The sequence below is a fragment of the Paenibacillus sp. Z6-24 genome (assembly GCF_054161335.1).
Genome location: NZ_CP096398.1, coordinates 4,217,220 through 4,234,590, shown reverse-complemented (window position 1 = coordinate 4,234,590; position 17,371 = coordinate 4,217,220). Strand labels below are relative to the sequence as shown.

At 47.1% G+C, this 17,371-nt stretch carries 15 protein-coding genes and 1 pseudogene; 15 read left to right on the top strand and 1 reads right to left on the bottom strand.

The window, feature by feature from the left end; translation table 11 throughout:
- The first annotated feature begins 223 nt into the window (after window positions 1-223).
- Window positions 224-748 carry a hypothetical protein gene (locus tag M1D61_RS18330; protein ID WP_458120039.1) on the top strand — a complete coding sequence of 175 codons (525 nt, stop codon included), beginning with the start codon at window positions 224-226 and terminating at the stop codon, window positions 746-748.
- 265 nt (window positions 749-1,013) lie between these two features.
- Window positions 1,014-1,886: a DUF4261 domain-containing protein gene (locus tag M1D61_RS18325; protein ID WP_458120038.1), complete on the top strand. Its 873-nt coding sequence runs from the start codon at window positions 1,014-1,016 to the stop codon at window positions 1,884-1,886.
- A gap of 125 nt (window positions 1,887-2,011) precedes the next feature.
- Here the strand turns inward: M1D61_RS18325 and M1D61_RS18320 are convergent.
- Window positions 2,012-2,206 (bottom strand): annotated as a pseudogene (locus tag M1D61_RS18320) (MFS transporter); the annotation flags it as partial.
- A 202-nt stretch (window positions 2,207-2,408) separates the two neighbouring features.
- Between M1D61_RS18320 and M1D61_RS18315 the strand changes: the two are divergent.
- The 13 genes from M1D61_RS18315 to M1D61_RS18255 all read left to right on the top strand — a co-directional run bounded on the left by M1D61_RS18315 (window position 2,409) and on the right by M1D61_RS18255 (window position 17,285).
- A complete protein-coding gene (locus M1D61_RS18315) occupies window positions 2,409-2,831 on the top strand; it encodes a MarR family winged helix-turn-helix transcriptional regulator (RefSeq protein WP_458120037.1) in 423 nt (140 codons plus the stop codon).
- Between the two features lie 265 nt (window positions 2,832-3,096).
- Complete coding sequence (locus tag M1D61_RS18310) at window positions 3,097-3,303, top strand: helix-turn-helix transcriptional regulator (RefSeq protein WP_458120036.1); 207 nt, start codon at window positions 3,097-3,099, stop codon at window positions 3,301-3,303.
- 54 nt (window positions 3,304-3,357) lie between these two features.
- Window positions 3,358-4,470, top strand: coding sequence for an SAF domain-containing protein (locus tag M1D61_RS18305; RefSeq protein WP_458120035.1), 1,113 nt, complete (start codon window positions 3,358-3,360; stop codon window positions 4,468-4,470).
- A gap of 12 nt (window positions 4,471-4,482) precedes the next feature.
- Window positions 4,483-5,202: a hypothetical protein gene (locus M1D61_RS18300; RefSeq protein WP_458120034.1), complete on the top strand. Its 720-nt coding sequence runs from the start codon at window positions 4,483-4,485 to the stop codon at window positions 5,200-5,202.
- Window positions 5,190-6,020, top strand: coding sequence for a hypothetical protein (locus M1D61_RS18295; RefSeq protein ID WP_458120033.1), 831 nt, complete (start codon window positions 5,190-5,192; stop codon window positions 6,018-6,020). Before M1D61_RS18300 ends, M1D61_RS18295 begins: the two co-directional genes overlap by 13 nt.
- Before the next feature lie 6 nt (window positions 6,021-6,026).
- Complete coding sequence (locus tag M1D61_RS18290) at window positions 6,027-7,934, top strand: ATPase, T2SS/T4P/T4SS family (RefSeq protein WP_458120032.1); 1,908 nt, start codon at window positions 6,027-6,029, stop codon at window positions 7,932-7,934.
- Entirely contained in the window at window positions 7,921-10,008 is a 2,088-nt protein-coding gene (locus M1D61_RS18285) for a hypothetical protein (RefSeq protein ID WP_458120031.1), read from the top strand. The genes M1D61_RS18290 and M1D61_RS18285 overlap by 14 nt, the downstream gene beginning before the upstream one ends.
- Window positions 10,009-10,084: 76 nt before the next feature.
- Entirely contained in the window at window positions 10,085-10,567 is a 483-nt protein-coding gene (locus M1D61_RS18280) for an ATPase and permease components (RefSeq protein ID WP_046215986.1), read from the top strand.
- A gap of 272 nt (window positions 10,568-10,839) precedes the next feature.
- Window positions 10,840-11,226: a hypothetical protein gene (locus M1D61_RS18275; RefSeq protein ID WP_458120030.1), complete on the top strand. Its 387-nt coding sequence runs from the start codon at window positions 10,840-10,842 to the stop codon at window positions 11,224-11,226.
- Between the two features lie 12 nt (window positions 11,227-11,238).
- Window positions 11,239-11,784: a hypothetical protein gene (locus M1D61_RS18270; protein ID WP_458120029.1), complete on the top strand. Its 546-nt coding sequence runs from the start codon at window positions 11,239-11,241 to the stop codon at window positions 11,782-11,784.
- Entirely contained in the window at window positions 11,771-12,754 is a 984-nt protein-coding gene (locus M1D61_RS18265) for a hypothetical protein (RefSeq protein WP_458120028.1), read from the top strand. The genes M1D61_RS18270 and M1D61_RS18265 overlap by 14 nt, the downstream gene beginning before the upstream one ends.
- Before the next feature lie 122 nt (window positions 12,755-12,876).
- On the top strand, window positions 12,877-13,848 hold the full coding sequence (locus M1D61_RS18260; protein ID WP_458120027.1) for a copper amine oxidase N-terminal domain-containing protein: 972 nt from the start codon (window positions 12,877-12,879) through the stop codon (window positions 13,846-13,848).
- The gene (locus M1D61_RS18255; RefSeq protein WP_458120026.1) at window positions 13,845-17,285 is read left to right on the top strand and encodes a DUF5704 domain-containing protein; all 3,441 of its coding nucleotides are present in this window, start codon (window positions 13,845-13,847) and stop codon (window positions 17,283-17,285) included. Before M1D61_RS18260 ends, M1D61_RS18255 begins: the two co-directional genes overlap by 4 nt.
- Window positions 17,286-17,371: the final 86 nt, after the last annotated feature.

The window sequence follows — 17,371 nt, the reverse complement described above, 5'->3', positions numbered from 1 at the left end:
GGCGCGATACGCAGCGATTCCAGCTTGCAGACGCGCTGCACAGCCATCTCGGCTTGAAGGACATAGTCCCCTTTTCGTCATATTTTTATAGTATTGATATAAATTACAATATATACATAATTTAGTTGATGCGGTATTGTGAAAGAAGAACATGTAGAGAGGAGAGGATTGCCGAAAATCCAGTAGTTCTGTATTCCGTCATTACACATTCAGGAGGGATTTTATGAAAAAGACAATGCTTTATCTGCTGTCCATGCTGCTTCTGTTTATGCTGATTATGCCTTCATCAACAAAGGCCAGCGCAGAAGGCAGTGCATCTTCCGACGTGTATGCAAACGCGGATTTGCTAACGATTTCATCGGAAACTGCTTCGGCAGCAAATTCGGAAAGTGCGGCGTCTTTTGAATCAAGGAACTATTATTACTATACGATGGTACTGAATGTAGAAGACGGTTTTGGATTCGGGGATGATCCGAACCGGACACACGGGCAGACGCTGGTCGGTACGCTGCCTGCCATGATCAAGGCCGAGACAGGCCGGGATGTTCAATTTTATGACTTCGGTGCGTTATGGGATGAAGATGGAGACCGGCTGTTCATAATCTACATGCTGGTATATGATGAGAAGATTCCCGATGTGGTTAAACTGCGTACCCGCCTCAATACAATAAAATGGTATGCCGATATGTTCCCGGTATACGAAGGCAAACCGCTGGTGGAGCGGTTCTCGTATGCTCCGCGCTGGTAGTATCGAATAGATCAGTCAGATGTCCAGGAAGCAGGTACTTTTCTTTGGATCGACACAGGATAGCTGCTGGTATGGAAATGGAATTATAGCGAATGCTGATGGCCTGTTCATCAAAAGCCTTTCTTCGGAAAGGCTTTTTGGCATGGTAGGAAAATGCTTCCTTTACTGTTAAACTGGTAAAAGAAGCACGGATACCTTGCAAGAGTGCATCTATACATTGAAAGCAGCAGGATACATATATCATTTCAAAACGAAGGAGCGTTGGATGATGGGAATTTTCGATATGTTTCGTAAAAAAAAGAAAGATCCTGTGCAGCAGGAGAGCGGTCATCGCACAGATGTGGAGGTGCAGGCTGCCAATATGAGCAAACCGGCTGCAGCCGATCCGGCCACCGAGACTCCCGAACCGGCGAGTATGCTGCTCGGATTTGCACTGCTGAACAGTGCCGAATATGACGTAGAACAGTTGGTCCGTACGATGCAGACAGATTGGAGCATCCAGGTAGACGGACTGGAAGCGGGCGAGAATATGGTATTTCAGCTGGGCGGCATGAATATCGCTGTCGCTTATATGCCGGGACCGATCCCGAATCAGGAGGTCGAATCCAATTGTAAATATAACGTATTGTGGCCGGAAGCGGAGCAGGTCGTAGCGACCCATCAGGCCCATGTTATCATTACAGTGATGAACATTACCGATCCGCTGATCGGTCACGCGCTGTTCACCCAGATTACGAGCAGTGTACTGAAGCTGAATAATGCGATTGCCTACTATTCTCCGCCGATGGTCATGTCTGCAGAATCGTATATTGAGAGCGCACGGATGCTGCAGGATCAGGAGCTGCCTGTGCAGCTGTGGGTGTTCCTTGGGTTGTACCGGAGTGAAGACGGCGGAGGCAGTTCCTCGTACACGATCGGACTGAAGCATTTTGGCAAGGATGAGATCGAGATTGTGGATTCCCGTGAAGAGATGGCGGATGTATTTGAATTTACACTGAATATTGTGAGCTATATTGTGGGAAGCGACGTGACTTTCCGTGATGGCGAGACGATTGGATTTGCCGAAGATCACAAACTGCAGCTGACCCGTTCGCCAGCGGTGGCGATGGAAGGGTACAGTATCAAGATCGGGTATTGATGGGATCGGTCTTCGATCATCATTTATATGCACGACAAATCTGAATATCAGCAAAACACTGCAAAAAGAGCAATGCGCCGGACTTATTATCGGTCATTGCTCTTTTTAATTCATGTGAAATAAAATTAAGATGCCTCCTCTGCGCCATCTTCCGCGATGTGACCCGAGCGTAGCATACGCCATCCAGTCAACAGAGCCGCAATCAGACAGATGCTCGCTGATACAACGAAGACCACATGCATACCTGCAAGGAAAATATCCGGACGATCCGGAATCAGTCCGGTGACCCGGCAGCCTGCTTCCCCGCTCATCACGCCAAAGTAGTCGGTGGAACATGTCGAGTATGTATCAGTATAGATGCGTTAGCAACTATTTATCGGATCGCATTCGTTCGTTTTTACTTTCTATACACATCATCATCGAATTCCGTTAAAATTAATGTATGAATTTCGGCGCAGAAATAGGGCTGAGACAGTGAAGTATATTACCCGGATCATATCCGGCTGGAGTGGGTGCACAGGCATGAAAAGGGATTCAATCGGCAAGCTCATTTCGTACATTAACCGTGTTAATCAGAAAAATCTGGCCCGCAGCTTCAAGGAGTATGACATCGGCAGCGGAGGACATCACAGCTATCTCAAAGCCATTTTGCAAAGACCCGGCGTCAATCAGGATCAGCTGACCACCGATCTCAAATTCGACAAAGCTACCACGACCCGTTCGGTTCGGCAGCTGGAGGAAGCCGGTTATATTGAGCGGCGAACCCATCCGAATGACCGTCGTGCCTATCTGCTTTACCCCACCGAACGGGCCAAGGCATTTGAACCGATACTGCATGAGATTCTCCAGGATGCCAATGCTCAGCTTACCCGCAGTCTGTCCGCCGAGGAGAAGGAGCAGCTCTGGCAGCTGCTGAAAAAAATCTATCACAGCAACAATGAATAAGGACAGTAGGCAATCGGTATAGTCTAAAAGACATGACTAAACAGAAAATTGTGCCTTATTATCTTTTGTTATGAACCTTTGTGCTTATTATATATAATCCAAAAGTCACAAAAAAATTGCGAAATGAATTGACAACACATCCGGCCTTCATATAAGATGGCTGTATAAATAAACAAATCTTGTTAAAGCGAAGCACGCTTAATGTCCTCTGGGCATTTTGCGTGCTTTTTTTGTTGTTCATTTACAGAGAGAGGAGTAAGCGTACTTGAGTATATCCCTAAATGATGCCGAACAGCTGGCCATAGCGCGGAAGCGAAAAAAGCTGTCCCAGGGACAGCTTGCCAGGCAGATCGGCTCCTATCAGACCCGGATCAGCCGCTTGGAAAATTCACGCAGCGAGCCTACAGCTGATGAGAAAGCATTAATCGAAAAAATACTGGGTACCCGCATCTGGTCTGTCACCGTATCATGAATCCAGCTGTCAGTGGCCTATCCGGAAGAGCCAACTATTAAGGAGTGTACAAACGTGTCCATCATTCGATTTCGTATGAAAAGCAAGATCTACGCCGGACTGATCGGCGGGTTAATCGTCGCCATTCTCGCTTCGGCAGGATACATATTTCTGATCAATCATCAGGCCAATCAGCTCAAAGCCGTCAAGCAGCAGTATGAAATGCAGCTGAGTCAGTCCCAGCAGGCGCTGGCCGACCAGCAGGCTGTCTCCAGCAGGATTGTCGTCACCACCGGTGAATTGAAAGCCGGCGACCGGATACAAAAGCAGAACGTCTCGGTCGCCTTCGTCTCCAAAAAAGGAGCACCGGCGAATGCCGTCACCGACCCCGGCCAACTGATTGGCAAAATCGTCAAGATCAATGTCGGCAAAGCAACGCCGCTCATCTCGTCGATGGTCTACGCCGAAGAAGCCACGCCAAAAGATCTGCGCAGCAAGGAATACAGTGTTGTCCAGCTGCCGACCAAGCTGCAAAAAGGCGACTTTGTCGATGTGCGTATCGGCTTCCCGAACGGTAATGACTATATCGTATTGTCCAAGAAAAAAGTCGAAGATCTCGCCGGTACGACGATCTGGTACAACATTAACGAATCCGAGATTCTGGCGATGAGCAGTGCGATTGTCGATGCTTATCTGCAGGGAGCCAAACTGTATGCCATCTCCTATGCCGACCCTTATATGCAGGATGAAGCTATTCCGAATTATCCGGCCAACAAAGATGTTATTAACCTGATCCAGTCCAATCCAAATGTACTGGAAAAGGCCACCCTGCTGCTGAGCAGAACTGCGCGGGAGACGCTGGATAGCAGCCTGAGCCGGATGAGTGAAGCCGACAAGCTCAAGCTGGGCGGCGGCAGTCAGCCGCAGGCAGCAGAGAGTGAGCAGCAGTCGACCATTCCAACGGCACAGTCGTCCGATCAGTTGAACGCACAGGCGACGGAATGGAATGTTTCTGCTACAGGAGGCAATGCAGAGCCGGTCACCGATCCGGCGGCTGTACCAAATACAGCCGATTCATCGCCGCATCAGCCGATCGTATCACCGGTTGAGCCAGCCGCGAGCCATTCAACACCTGCCACAACAGAGCAGAAGAGCGAGGCTGTTTTTGAACAGCCGCTCGTTAAATAAAGGAGGATCTCCATGAATTACACCTTATTTCTCGGATCAACAGATATCAGCGATCTGCTGGTCTACCTGAGCAAATTTTTACAGACCGCCGGCAAGCGGGTGCTGTTGGTCGATGCCAGTGCCGAAGGATTTATCCGCTATAATACGCCGATTCTCCAGACGGGTACCGGTGTATCGGAGTACGACCAGTTTGATATCGGATATGAGTTTACCAGCTTCCGGCATATGCAGGAGCAGGTGGAAAATGCCCAGGAGTATGACCATGCGATCGTACTCTGCTCCACGCCCGATTTTATCGGCGAAATGGACTGGGACCGTTTTGACCAGCGCTTTATCGCGATCTCGTCCGAACGGCGCTCACTGGAAAAGACGGTAGAGTTGCTGGAAGAGATGTTCGCGGACAGAGCAGAGAATCTGCTGCGGATCGGATTTACCCGCGTGTTGTTCCAGCAGGTGGACAACGGCTTGGCGGAGGACTATCTGGAGCAGCTGCTGGACAGGCTGCCGATCCGGTTTGAAGAGCAGTCGTTCGCAGTACCGTTTGATGAGATGGATTATATGCAGAAGATTCTGAATCAGAACAGCAGCAGTATCAGCATCAAGCGCATTTCCAGGGAATTCCGTAATGTTATCCAGGAAATCGCCGGCAGTGTATCCCAGCTCAACCCCAGTGAACTCAAGACCTATACCAAAAAAATGTCACGGAGGAATCAGCCGGTATGGGGAATGTAATAGCTTTCTGGAGTCCGCGCCACGGGCAGGCCGGTAACTCGTCGAATATGGTAGCTGCTGCGGCCGTACTGGCGATGGACTATGTGAGCCATACGCTTGCTGCCCATACCCATTATGGGATATCCATGGTCGAAAATGCCTTTCTACGAAACCAGCGTGCGACAGAGAATCGATCGGCGAGCTATTCTGCGCAGGGCATCGATTCCCTGGATACGCTGGCACGCTCCAAGCAGCTGACTCCATCGGTGATCAAGGATTATGCCGTGCCGGTATTCAGCGGTTCGCTCGATGTGCTGGCCGGTACGCAGAAACCGGAAGAGGATTTATTTCTGAAAATGCATGAAGTGACCGGCTCGATCTGCCAGGCCGCACGAAGCGCCTACGATCTGACACTGATCGATGTGAATAGCGGCTGCCGCAATGTGCTGACCAACGCAGTGCTGGAATCGGCGGATCTGGTAGTCGTCTCCCTGAGCCAGAATCTGGCGCTGCTACGGGAATTTTTCGAGCATCCGCCCGCTTTTTTGGAAGGCAAAAAGTACATCATTGTACTGGGACAATATGATGCCGGATCGAGGCTGACACTTGGCAATATCAGACGGCTGTTCCGAACGCGTATCCCGATCTTTGCCGTGCCTCATAACAGCAGTTATATGGATGCATGCAATGAACATAAGGTTGTCGAATTTTTCCTGAAACGAAAGCATATTAACGCGGTTCAGCCGGATTATGCATTCATGCAGGAGATTCGCAGACTGGCCCGTGGCATCTACGAGGGACTGGCTGTCGATCCCAATATGTATGCAAAGGAGGCGTAACACGCGGTGGATATCAGCCTCATTATCAACAGGGCCTGCATCGGTCTGATTGCACTCATCCTGATCGTACTCGCCTATTTCAAATTGACTTATAAAGGCGATGCCTCGGACAAAAAGAACAAGCAGAACAACAAATACACTCTGCCGGCGATCATTGAATATGTCAAAACAGCACTCCATGAGATGACCTCGGCGTCTCTTGATGATCTGGGATTGTCCGAGGAAGAATACAACCGGCGGCTCAACCAGCGGGCGACGCTGATCAAGTCGCTCAAGGACTGCACCCACGGCGATCTGAATGCCAAAAAGTTCGTTAAAGGCATTATTTTTGACCTGCTGCTCAAAACGTATGAATTTACAGAAGAGAATATGAATAAGGTCATTCCGTTTAACAACAGCATGGATCTGAGCAGCCAGGAGAAGTTCGATATTATGCTCTATCAGTATAAGGAAATGTACGGACTGAATGGACTGTCCCGGCTGATCGAGGATCATCAGCTGGCCGAGCTCAAGCTTCAGCCGGATTCCCAGGGGTCGGGTTCGTATGTCATCACAGCCCGCGAGATTGATGATGTGTTTGAAGGATTCCGCAGCATTCTTTACTTTGAGGACAAACTGCAGCTTATCGTGCAGCGTGTCTACCAGACATTCAAAGGATTCAGTGTGGTGGATGAAGTACGGGATATGAAAATCGACGGCGTCAGCGGCGGTGTGTCCGGCGTACCGGTCAGCCAGGTAGAGTACGACGATGATTTCTACGATTTTACTTCCCGGATTAATGAACAGCAGACACCGATGAGTCATGACAGCGTCTGGATTTTCTACCGGGGCAGATCGGTTCATCTGGAATTTCTGTCCTTTGGCACGGAGGCGGAGCTCAAGCGGGTCTGTCAGAACATTTACCGGTACAACAATCCCGGGCAGTTGTCCGAGGCCAATGGATTCAAGGTCAATGAGATGAAGGATGGCTCACGGGTCGTCGTGGTCCGGCCGAGCTTCTCGGAATCGTGGGCGTTCTTTGTCCGCAAGTTTGATCCGGCTTCGGCGACACTGGATCAGCTGATCACCGACCGGATCGGCAATCATCATATCGTCAAATCGCTGCTCATGTATCTGATGAAAGGCGGCCGTATCGTAGCGGTGACCGGCGCGCAGGGTTCGGGGAAAACGACGCTGCTGATGGCACTTGTCGCTTATATCAACGAGACATTCACTCTGCGGATTCAGGAGATGTCGTTCGAACTGCATCTGCGCAAAATCTACAACAAACGCAACATCCTGACATTCAAGGAGACAGAGACAGTCACCGGCCAGGCGGGGCTCGACGTGCAGAAGAAAACCGACGGAACCGTCAATATTCTCGGTGAGGTGGCGACTGATGAAGTGGCTGCCTGGATGATTCAGATGGCGCAGGTAGCCAGTCTGTTCACCATTTTCACGCACCATGCCAAAACGTTCAAGGATCTGGTCTATTCGCTGCGCAACTCGCTGCTCAAGCAGGGGATTTTCAATAATGAGAAGACTGCCGAGGAGCAGGTTGTACGGGTGCTGAACTTTGATGTGCATCTGCGCCGCGATCCGGATGGCTCCCGTTATGTGAAGCGGATCACCGAATGCATCCTGATCGATCAGGAGCAGGACTATCCGGAGAGCTTCAAGTCAGCCAGTAAGATGGATGAACGATTCGTGGCGATGATGGAGAGCATGACCGAGTACTTCCAGCGTTCCACCAACCGCAAGGTAGGAGAGGGGCGGAATATTATCGAGTACCGCAATGGTGAGTATGTGGCTGTTCATCCGATTTCAGAGCGCAACCAGCAGGAAATGCTGGAGATGATGGAACCTGCCGATCAGCTGCATTTCCGGCAATTCATGGCAGAGAACTGGGGTGCGGCAGCCGTTGAATCTTACTAATATTCTTATTTATATCCTGATCCTGTCCGGGTTTGCTTTTGTCGTGCTGCTGGCGGTACTGAAATATATCCAGCGCCGCAACCAGCAGAATGGTAATGCCGAAGTCTACCGGGCATACGCCGACTACATCGGCTCCGGCAAATCCAAGCGAACCAGGCGGTATAACGAGTTTCTGCAGGAATCGTACCATGCCTACATACGGATACCGCTGCTAAGGCAGTACATCCTGCGCATACGCAAGCAGCTGCAGTCCATCCACTCGTATGACGAGTTCTCGATGCGCCGGGAGACGATGAAGATTGTCTTCTCGACGATTGGTATTGTTGCGGCCTTTATCCTGGCGCTGCTGTTCATGAACAAGGATATGACCTTTATGTTCATGATCGCACTGACTGCGCTGGTCATGAACGGGATGCTGATCGATACGTTTGTGAACCGGGTTGAGAATCGGCTGCTGTATCAGCTCAAGTCAGTTATGGATGACGTGCGGCACAGCTACCAGCAGCATGGCATGATCGAGGAGGCGCTGCATGATGCCTCGGAAGCTTCCGGTCACGAAGCCTCACTCCATGCCAAAAAAGTTCATGAGATTCTGATCTCGCCTGAACCGGAGAAGCTGCTGCAAAATTATTACCAGGCTGCGCCCAACCGGTTTCTCAAGGCATTTGCCGGTATCTCGTATCTGGTCAAGGAATTTGGCGACAAGGTCGTCGACGAAGGATCACTTTATCTCAGCAATATGAACAAGCTGACCAACGAGATCAATCTGGAACTGCTCAAGCGCACCAAGCTGGGCTATATGCTCAAAGGACTGACGATCATCTCGATTGCACCGATCCTGTTCACCAAGCCGATTGAGCTGTGGGCACAGAGCAATTTTCCGATTATGGAGCAGTTCTATAACAGCAAGTTTGGCTTTTTTTTCAAAATAATGATCTTCGCCGTTATCCTGCTCTCCTATGTGCTGCTCAAAAAGCTGCAGGATCAGCAGGAAGGCACTTACCAGGCCAAAGTACGCAAAATTCTATGGGAGCAGAAGCTGCTGGAATTCCGGATCACCGAATGGATGGTGAACCGGTTTATGCCGCAAAAGCGAACGACAGCACGCTTTCGCATCCATACGCTGATCAAGGATGCCAATGCCGGCATTCCGCTGGACTGGCATTATCTGCACCGGCTGCTGCTGGCGACAGCGCTGTTCGGTACGATGCTGTTCTCTTTTGTCACTATGCATTCCATTACGGTAAATAATATTCTGCATGCACCTACCCAGAGTGCGACCATGTTCGGCGAATTATCTGCCGAAGATTTGCAGAAAGCCAAGGAGACGACAGCGCTGGATACACAGATTTTGCAGCAGCTGGAGGGGATCGGGCCGGAAGCAATACAGGACCGCATTATGGAACTGGTGAATGAGGATGACAATATTGCCGCCAATAGCTCGTTATTTCTGACCACGGTAGATCGGATTGAAGCCAAGATGAACATGCTCCAGTCCGAATACTTCAAATGGTACGAGCTGGTGATTGCGATTATGGCAGGCTATATCGGCTACCTGATTCCGTACTGGATTTTATTGTTTCAGAAAAAAGTGCGGTATATCGATATGCAAAATGAGGTCGATCAGTTCCATACGATTATCGCGATGCTGTCCGAGATCGACCGCATCTCGGTCGATATTATTCTGGAATGGATGGAGCGGTTCTCCACCATTTTCCGGGAGCCTCTACATAAGGCTGTGCTCGATTTTGAGAGCGGGGCAGAACAGGCGCTGGAGCAGCTCAAGCAGGATGCGCCTTTTGTACCGCTGTCCCGGACGATCGACAAGCTGATTCTGTCCGTCGAACGTATTCCGATCCGGGAAGCGTTTGACGATCTGGAGAATGAGCGCAATTACAATTTTGAGAAAAGAAAGCAGGACTATGAGCGTATGATCGAGACCAAGTCGGAGTGGGGCCGGATCATCGGCTTTGCGCCGATGACGGTATTGACGTTCATCTACCTGGTTCTGCCGTTTATCTACATGAGCTTTGAACAGATGAGTGCCTACTATGAACAGCTGAACCAGCTGTAATGGCCCTATTATCTTGATCCACTAACCAAATGTTAAACCACCAATAAAATAAAAATACCAACAAAGGAGATTACCCATGAATAACGCATCAGCCGCATTAAAAATAGCCGCAGGACTCTTCCTGACGATCGCCCTGATTACCATCGTTGTCGTCCTGTTTATCAGTGCCCAGGAGGCGACCAAGACGGCCCAGAACAACTTTTCCGGTATCCAGAAAGAGCTGGATCAGACGCAGTATGCCGTCTACGACAATACCAATATTTCCGGCAGCCAGGTCGTATCTTCGCTGCGCAAGTTCAAGGATCAGGGTTCCTTCGGTATTCAGGTCCTCACAGGCAAAAACCCGGCAGGCATCTGGTATTTCCATCAGGTAAACAATACCGCGTCGGTAGACAGTACGGACTATGGTTCGGTCAGCAAAGATACAGCATCAGGATCATTTTCAGATGCACTGGACCAGTCTTCCAATAACTATATCAACCCGACCGGAACCTTCAAAAGCGAAGTGATCCGGGATAAAAGTAATGTGGTACGTGCGCTGGTGTTTAGGCAGAATTAAGCGTTCATCAGGGTTATTGGGATAAATGGATAGAGGAGGATTTGAAGTATCCTCTATCTATCTATCGCCAGTTTTCGGATACACAGTGTTTCCAGATAGATGATGGTTTTTTCCATAAATACAAATGATTGATCCAGGCAGCACAGACAAGTTTTCCACGACATGCAAAAAAGTTAGCTGTGCCACGAAGCAATACATCAGGCAATGTTATTACAAAGGCAAGGCAGGCAGAAGAATCTATCCTGCCTTTACCACAAAGGATATGATCATGTATGAATATAGGCGAACATGCCCGCTCGGCTCTATGGCTGGGGGTCAGCTTTCTGATCTTTATCGCTTCGCTCAGTGGAGCTTATGCGCTGTTCCGGACATCAGCGCGCATCAATGAACAGACCTATCATCTGACCGCATCGTCAGACCGCAATATTCATTCCACCTTGAAAATTGAAAACAAATACACCTGCACCGGAGCCGAAGTTCGTCAAACGATTCACCAGATTAACAGTCTGCAGGTGGATATCGAGGTGAATGGCACCCTGTATCCCAAAGATCTCGACCCGGATGAAGTGGATGTATCCTCCATAGATTTGAACCAAAAATATACCTCTGCATACATCCGAAATACCGGAGGCCAGCTGGTCATGCTGAGGTTCACATAAGGGAGTATGGCAATGAGCAATCCATTGATCAAAATATTCGCAGCCTTTATCGCGGTTCTACTGATGGGCATCTGGCCGATCTATACGGCATTCAGCAGTCAGGACAGCAACTCGCAGATTATTGTACTGAATACGGTGACCCGGTTCGTGGACAATGTACGTGACAAAGGCTATATTACGCCAAAAATGTTTCAGGAATTCGAAGATCAGCTGTATCTGACCGGCAATACGTACGATATCCAGATGGAGCATCTGCACAAACGGTACGATCCGGTATACAATGACGATGGCACATTCCAGAATGATTTCAAGGTCAATTACGAGGGATATTACAACACCCAGATCAATGCCAGACTATTCCCGCATGGCAGCGATAATCCGGATGATCCGGCAAGAGTGTACAAGCTGAGCAGCGGCGACTTTTTTAATGTGCAGGTCAAAAACACCAACCGTACCATGGCTACGCTGATGAGTGATTTTCTGTTCAATGCCGTACAGGCGCCGAACGAGAAGATTGTTATTCCGTACGGGGGGATGGTACTGAATGAAGATTACTAGCTTTGCCGTCGTGCTGGTGCTGATTCTGCTGTTTATTTTCGTGCGGAACCATATCGATCTGGAAGATAACCGGATCAATATGCTGCTGCAGACGAGATATAACCGGGCGATCGATACCGCTGCCCAGGATGCCGCCCAGGCGCTGATCACCAACGTTAGCCAGCCGCTGGAATCCCAGTACCAATCCGCCAAAAATGTACGGATCAACAAGGAACAGGCAGCGGATACTTTTTTCAAAACGATGTACATGAATTTTAATGTGACCGACGACCCGACAGGCCAGTACGTGCTGAACAGTTATATCCCGGCACTGGTTGTTGTTGGTTATGACGGCTACTATATGTACCAGTTTGAAGAGTACCGCAATGCACGGGGAGAAACGGAGTTCCACCATGTATGGAGTCCCAAAAAGCCGTATGTATACAAGGATGCGCACAATAATACATACAGCTTCACCCTAGATGACTATGTCACGATTCAGAGAGCGGCTGACGAGCGGTGGATACAGGGATTCCGCGGGGAGATCGCAGAAGAGGCTAATATTCCTTTGCTAAAAGATGCCCCGGCCTTCGACGCTGCTCGCCGTACGACGATCGTCAACGTGATCCAAAATGATCTGGAACGGACTATTAATCAGTATAATGTCAATTCCAAAAGGTACGGCACCTCGTATACTTTTACCGTGCCGTATATCTCGCAGGAAGATTGGAATAATACGATCAATGATGCCGGTGTGCTGGCTTTTGTACAGGGGATTCCGCTGGGGAGTCAGTATTACAACAACTATGCGCTGGGCGGCGCGCGTATTGTGAAGAAAGAGACGTTCCAAGGAATTAATGTGGATGGTCGAAGATACTATTTTTCGTCTAAATCCTGCAAATCAGAATATAGTCCTGAAGAAGTTTTCACTTCAGCAAAAGAAGCAGCTCAAAAAGGATATATTCCTCTTCGCTGCGGTATTGGTAATTAACTAACTATTGCCGATAAAAAAAGTATGTGAAAATTCGCGCGATTTTCCATTTGAGCATAGCATATGTTCATAAGCTACATATCAGGCAGTGAATGTAGAAATCAAACTTAGGAGGATTAACAATGCAAACCAATTTCATCAAGAAAACAGTCCTGGCAGTTCTGGCTTCATCTTTCATTTTGAGTACTGTTCCGCAGTATCCGGCTCAAGCTGCTACCAGTACGAAACAGGTGGAGGTTCTCTTGAATGCCCGCAAAATGGCATTTCCGGATGCAAAGCCTTTCCAGGATGAGAACAATGCAGTCATGGTGCCGATTCGTTTTGTATCCGAAAAGTTGGGTGCAAAGGTCGGGTATGAACGAGTTGACGGAAAACAAAATGTCACACTGAAAACAGATAAGCACAGCGTTACCATGACTGTAGGTTCGTCGACAGCTACTGTTGACGGTACAAGCAAGACTTATGATAGTAAGATCATTGTGAAGCAGCAGCGTACTTATGTGCCATTGCGCTTGGTTAGTGAAGGGCTTGGACAAGAGGTGAATTGGGATCAGATCAGCAGATGGGTGTGGATTGGAAGTAAGGTTCCGCCGACTGTGGATGATCTGGGACTTCCAAAAGGAAATATAAGTTTAGTCAAGCCGTTTTTTTCTAAAAAGCCTGCATTAATGGATAATTTGTATGGAGTACAATATCAGAATGTTGTAAAAATGAATCTTTCAAATTTCCCGCTGCAGTTATCGGGTTATGTGTATGGTATGGACCTTTATACCTTTCATGATAATAGCCCGTATAATGGTCGCACATATATTCGAGTAAGAACTACTCGTTCAGCACCAAGTCTTTATTTGTTAACAAATAAAGGAGATGCGCGTTACAGATTCGAAAGAGAAGACTTGAGACATAAAAATAGTGATGGTACATTTTATCAGTTTTATGCTATTTATGCTGATACAGATGGCCTAATCGAAAATATTCATGACAAAAAGCCTTTAACTATAAATGATGTTAAATATATCGGGTTTGACTCTGCTTCTTCTAAAGATGGATTGTCCTTTATCTATATGGATAATCCATGGAGAAATCTTCAATGAAGTTTAAGGCAATCTCAAAAAATAGACGCTACTTCATATTCATATTGATAATAATATTTTCATTCAATACATGTATACCATTAAATGGAATTTGGCAAATGGCAAATGCAGATGATACTGTAACGCCACTTAAATATTATAAAGATGCCTCTACTAATACAACCGAGGCAAATTATAGGTATTTTGTTGGGATGATGTACTATGATATGTGGTTTGGATCAACATGGGTGCATAACAAAGCTCCTTACCGAGGAGATGACGGAACAGTCGAGCAGACTTATCGTTTTTCATTTCCGAATCGCACAATCAAAAGTATTGAAGTAAGTCTGTATGAGTATAATGCAGACAATGCTATTTACTTCGAATCTTCCCGAACAGAAGAACCAGAAGAAGGGCAAAGCAACATTTGGTCAAAGTATGCTAAAGCTGTATCGACAAGTGGAAAGAATACAACAGACGGAAAAAAGAACAAAATTACCTATAGTACAAATGGAATTGGTACCGATACAGCTACGATTCCCACTACTATAAATATGGTTTTAAATGCAACTTTAGCAAAAGAAATAACAGACACCTGTACAACTCAGTGTGGACCTGACACTAAAGGGTTTCGTATATATACACCAGTCCTATTCAAAATAGAACTCGACTCCAAACTAAGCGTTTATTACAAAACCAAAGACGGTAAATCCCTCAACGCTATCTTCCCTCCTCGGGAGGAAGAAATGAAGCCGGGAACCGAATACGAATTTACAGCACCAACAAATGAAAAGTACAAATACATCGGCTACAAAAAAACAACAGATGGAACAGACCCATCGAAGCAACCAGCTATAACAGAAGGGGAACCTCCAAAATTCAAGTATAACGGATCTTTTGAAGAATACAGGGCATACCAGTATTACGACATTGTCGAAGGGTGTAAGCCAGGGCAAACCAGTGCGGATAATCCGGATTGTGAAGATCCTGAACTTCCTTCGGAAGGAAAAGGCGACTGTACATTCACCATACTGCCTTCAACACAAGCACAAGAGCGTTCCAAAGCAGTAATGAATCCCGCAGCATCCGGGCATATTCTGAGTGATGATGCAGCGAATGGACGTCATTTTGATGCAACCCGAGGTATCCCTACGAGTGAGAACCTGTATGCAAATGCATGGGGTTACAATTACTTGTTCAGCCATAAGTTTGGAGAAATGAAAGGGAGAGTCGAATACAAGTGCCAGGTAAAAGTAAAATACAGCCTCAAGTGGAAAGAAAAAAATAATAAAGGGGATTGGAAAAACAAATCAGCCAATGCGACCAAAACGTACAATTTTGGCTTTATCCGTGATTACTCTTATTGGCAAATTAATCAATTAGCCGCTTATGGCATTCACCAGGCGAAAATGAATAACTATGCGCTCCCAAATGGAAGTGTAACGATCTCTGCAGCTGGCTATACACCGCCTACAATCGAAAAGGAAGATAGCACAGATGTGAATGATCATGTACGTCCGGATGAAACGGGTGCTATTAATTACCATCCTGGCGTCATTGATGGTGGCAAGTCAGGCAAACCTTCGGTTCCTAATGACGAGAGTAAGCTCAAAGGCATGGCTGAAAGCAAAACAGATGATCCGCAAGTTCGTAATGATGAGATCCAGTTCACTTTTAAAAATAAAGAAACTGAAGTGATGAATGGAGAATGGACGAAAAAGACAACGGTTGAACCCAAAGAAATTCCAGCACCTGCTAAAATTCGTTCCTACAAGGACTCAACCGAGAAGATCCTGTTCAAAGGTTCACAGCTGATTAGTCCCAAACTGACCAATAAGGCTAATACACCAGCAACCGGAACTATTTTTTATACAATGATTGATGAAAATGTAAATGGGGATGGGGACCAGAACTTTCCGATTACAGACATTAACCATGTGACTGTCTATACACCGGTTGTAAACTATTCATCCATATCCGATGATAAGCTACATAATCAAAAAACGGTGCCGGATTCAGCCAGGATGGCTTTGATTTTGGATCGCCCTTTTACTGTCCGCATTCCTACAAGCGGCCAACATCAAAGCCAATCCTCTTATCCCGGCTATGGTAAAAGAGACTTTGCCAAGTATTTTAAAACCAAACAAGTCCTCTTCCCGTTTGATGTTTACAGCAAGGATAGGAGTACATTCTATCCCAAAAACACCTGGATCGATGTGCCGGTGAATCAGCTGGATACAGTATTCCATTTACCGGTGTGGGTGGATGAAGGTAATTACACTGTAGCATTCCGTAACATTGCTGAAAATGCTCCCGGCAGCTTCACTGCAGAACAAGATGCCAACTTTGATCTGAAAAATCATGTGGCCAAAGATACCGTTGATGTAGAAGTGATCGGAAGAATATATGACTTCCACATTACCGATATAGCGGATTTTAACTGGGAAAAAGTGTTCCGGACTACGAAAGGGAGCAGCTCATCTACAGGGAAATCATATTGGGTAGGTCCCAATGAGATGGATGGAGAACTCCGTGGCAATAATTCTCCCTATGTACTGCCTGTTATGCGTGGAAGTAACCCGCTCTCAGGATTCAAGAACGTAACGGTTAAAACCGGTTATCACTTTAAATTCGATTTGAAAACAAAAGGGAATATGTTTGGAGACAAAGATGCTATTCGTATCACTCCAACTTTCTATTATCAAGATAAAAATGCGTCGACCCAGCCGGAACGAGTGCCCGTTGATTTATACTATCACTCGGACCATAAGAAATTCATCAAAATAGGCTCCACCTCTGATGTGGAACGGCGTGATGTAATGTTGAACCAACGCCTTCGTAATGTCCCCGCCTCAGCTATCAAAAATACAGCTGCATCGATCTATGACTTGTCGGAGGGCTGGATGATTACAAAAGAACAGTACATCGCTAATTTTATCAAACGTTCCAATAAGTCGACCTATACCGGCGGTTATGATATCCAGATCTTAACCTCTCCATTGCGGACGTTTATTAATACGTTTGAACGGCCGGAAAATGCTTCTGCATCGGCTGCCAGAGTCAATGCGAGTGTACAGCAATGGTATGGTGAATACAGCTTGCCTGCTAATGTGTATGCCGTACCCAAAGGAACTAATCTGGCCGAATACGGACGTTCGCATGTACTTGATGAGAAAGCGCCTATTTTCTTGAAAAATGGTTTTATCGTAGTGAATTTCGATCTGGAATCTGTAGTCAACGGAGATACCGCTCATCCCCATCTGCAGTATATTCATACTCCAGCAGGCTACAACAACCAGTGGTGGGATATGGAAGGTTACGATCATACGGATGGCAGCCGCGATCATATCGTTAACGATCCTTATCAGGTGAGTTATATTGTGAAAGATGGCGATGTTATTTTTTATGATACGGATCTATCTTCCTATGATGATTTTACTGCTTACGGCACACATTAAAATATCATAATACAATGAACTGAATCTTGTTAAAGAATGGAACCACATACAAAAAGAAGCACTGTCAAACTTTCGCTTGCAGTGCT

What these genes read in the sequence shown, in the direction of transcription:
- M1D61_RS18330 (WP_458120039.1), top strand. Translation starts at nt 224, where the DNA reads ATGAAAAAGACAATGCTTTATCTGCTGTCCATGCTGCTTCTGTTTATG.
- M1D61_RS18325 (WP_458120038.1), top strand. Translation starts at nt 1,014, where the DNA reads ATGATGGGAATTTTCGATATGTTTCGTAAAAAAAAGAAAGATCCTGTG.
- M1D61_RS18315 (WP_458120037.1), top strand. Translation starts at nt 2,409, where the DNA reads ATGAAAAGGGATTCAATCGGCAAGCTCATTTCGTACATTAACCGTGTT.
- M1D61_RS18300 (WP_458120034.1), top strand. Translation starts at nt 4,483, where the DNA reads ATGAATTACACCTTATTTCTCGGATCAACAGATATCAGCGATCTGCTG.
- M1D61_RS18295 (WP_458120033.1), top strand. Translation starts at nt 5,190, where the DNA reads ATGGGGAATGTAATAGCTTTCTGGAGTCCGCGCCACGGGCAGGCCGGT.
- M1D61_RS18280 (WP_046215986.1), top strand. Translation starts at nt 10,085, where the DNA reads ATGAATAACGCATCAGCCGCATTAAAAATAGCCGCAGGACTCTTCCTG.
- M1D61_RS18275 (WP_458120030.1), top strand. Translation starts at nt 10,840, where the DNA reads ATGAATATAGGCGAACATGCCCGCTCGGCTCTATGGCTGGGGGTCAGC.
- M1D61_RS18270 (WP_458120029.1), top strand. Translation starts at nt 11,239, where the DNA reads ATGAGCAATCCATTGATCAAAATATTCGCAGCCTTTATCGCGGTTCTA.
- M1D61_RS18265 (WP_458120028.1), top strand. Translation starts at nt 11,771, where the DNA reads ATGAAGATTACTAGCTTTGCCGTCGTGCTGGTGCTGATTCTGCTGTTT.
- M1D61_RS18260 (WP_458120027.1), top strand. Translation starts at nt 12,877, where the DNA reads ATGCAAACCAATTTCATCAAGAAAACAGTCCTGGCAGTTCTGGCTTCA.
- M1D61_RS18255 (WP_458120026.1), top strand. Translation starts at nt 13,845, where the DNA reads ATGAAGTTTAAGGCAATCTCAAAAAATAGACGCTACTTCATATTCATA.